Below are 2,500 nucleotides of genomic sequence, written 5' to 3' on the forward strand. Positions count from 1 at the left end.
AAAAAGAAAGGCCCACCCCGTATGGGGTGGGCCTTTCTATCACGTTGAGTCCGGCGGCGTCCTACTCTCCCACACCCTCCCGAGTGCAGTACCATCGGCGCTGAAGGGCTTAGCTACCGGGTTCGGAATGTAACCGGGCGTTTCCCCTCCGCTATGACCACCGAAACACCTTTCAGCACAGCGAAGAACCAGCAACCCGTGCCGGCCGAAACCGGACAACGAGGTGGTTGTTCGTTTGCTGTGAATCACACAGTGGACGCAAGCAGAAAATTTAGGGTGGTTAAGCCCTCGGCCTATTAGTACCGGTCAACTCAACACGTTACCGTGCTTACATCTCCGGCCTATCAACCCAGTAGTCTAGCTGGGAGCCTTACCCACTCAAAGGTGGTGGGATACCTCATCTCGAAGCAGGCTTCCCGCTTAGATGCTTTCAGCGGTTATCCCTTCCGAACGTAGCCAACCAGCCATGCTCCTGGCGGAACAACTGGCACACCAGAGGTTCGTCCGTCCCGGTCCTCTCGTACTAGGGACAGCCCTTCTCAAGTATCCAACGCGCACGGCGGATAGGGACCGAACTGTCTCACGACGTTCTAAACCCAGCTCGCGTACCGCTTTAATGGGCGAACAGCCCAACCCTTGGGACCTGCTACAGCCCCAGGATGCGACGAGCCGACATCGAGGTGCCAAACCATCCCGTCGATATGGACTCTTGGGGAAGATCAGCCTGTTATCCCCGGGGTACCTTTTATCCGTTGAGCGACACCGCTTCCACACGCAAGTGCCGGATCACTAGTCCCGACTTTCGTCCCTGCTCGACCCGTCAGTCTCACAGTCAAGCTCCCTTGTGCACTTACACTCAACACCTGATTGCCAACCAGGCTGAGGGAACCTTTGGGCGCCTCCGTTACCCTTTAGGAGGCAACCGCCCCAGTTAAACTACCCACCAGACACTGTCCCTCGACCCGATCAGGGCCGCAAGTTAGATACCCAAACCCAACAGAGTGGTATTTCAACAATGACTCCACCCGAACTGGCGTCCGAGCTTCACAGTCTCCCACCTATCCTACACAATTAAATTCAGATACCAATGTCAAGCTATAGTAAAGGTCCCGGGGTCTTTCCGTCCTGCCGCGCGTAACGAGCATCTTTACTCGTACTGCAATTTCGCCGGGCCTGTGGTTGAGACAGTGGGGAAGTCGTTACGCCATTCGTGCAGGTCGGAACTTACCCGACAAGGAATTTCGCTACCTTAGGATGGTTATAGTTACCACCGCCGTTTACTGGCGCTTAAGTTCTCCGCTTCGCCCCGAAGAGCTAACAGGTCCCCTTAACGTTCCAGCACCGGGCAGGCGTCAGTCCATATACATCGTCTTACGACTTGGCATGGACCTGTGTTTTTAGTAAACAGTCGCTTCCCCCTGCTCTCTGCGGCCATACCACGCTCCACCCGCAAGGGGCTTCACGCGTCCGGCCCCCCTTCTCCCTAAGTTACGGGGGCAATTTGCCGAGTTCCTTAACCACAGTTCACCCGTCGCCTCGGTATTCTCTACCTGACCACCTGTGTCGGTTTGGGGTACGGGCCGCTCAGAACATCGCTAGAGGCTTTTCTCGGCAGCATAGGATCAATGACTTCACCAGAACGGCTCGGCATCACGTCTCAGCCTCATGGTGTGCGGATTTGCCTACACACCGGCCTACACGCTTACCCCGGCACAACCACCGGCCGGGATCATCTACCTTCCTGCGTCACCCCATCGCTAAACTACTACCCACCAAGTTCCTAGTCTCCACGCTTTTTGACCCGAAGGTCGCCGGCGCTTCAAGTAGTTAGTACAGTGAGGTTCGTCTTGGGCGCTCTTTTGCGGGTACGGGAATATCAACCCGTTATCCATCGACTACGCCTCTCGGCCTCGCCTTAGGCCCCGACTCACCCAGGGCGGATTAGCCTGGCCCTGGAACCCTTGGTCATCCGGCGGAAGGGGTTCTCACCCTTCATTCGCTACTCATGCCTGCATTCTCACTCGTGTAGCGTCCACGGCTGGATCACTCCGCCGCTTCACCCGCTACACGACGCTCCCCTACCCATCAACACGCCTGGACCCCACTCCGAAGAGCAGAGCCGAGCAAAGTGTCAATGCCACAGCTTCGGCGGTGTGCTTGAGCCCCGCTACATTGTCGGCGCGGAACCACTTGACCAGTGAGCTATTACGCACTCTTTAAAGGGTGGCTGCTTCTAAGCCAACCTCCTGGTTGTCCATGCGATCCCACATCCTTTTCCACTTAGCACACGCTTAGGGGCCTTAGCTGGCGATCTGGGCTGTTTCCCTCTCGACTACGAAGCTTATCCCCCGCAGTCTCACTGCCGCGCTCTCACTTACCGGCATTCGGAGTTTGGCTGATTTCAGTAAGCTTGTGGGCCCCCTAGACCATCCAGTGCTCTACCTCCGGCAAGAAACACGCGACGCTGCACCTAAATGCATTTCGGGGAGAACCAGCTATC

General features: G+C 56.7%; 2 rRNA genes (1 of these 2 cut by a window edge). Both read right to left on the bottom strand.

Annotated elements, in window-relative coordinates:
* Positions 1–48: 48 nt before the first annotated feature.
* A 5S ribosomal RNA gene (rrf, locus tag KZ829_RS42455) occupies positions 49–165 on the bottom strand.
* Positions 166–276: 111 nt separating this feature from the next.
* Positions 277–2,500, bottom strand: a 23S ribosomal RNA gene (locus KZ829_RS42460); it runs 885 nt beyond the window's last position.

Source organism: Actinoplanes hulinensis (genome assembly GCF_019429605.1).
Lineage (GTDB): Bacteria > Actinomycetota > Actinomycetes > Mycobacteriales > Micromonosporaceae > Actinoplanes > Actinoplanes campanulatus.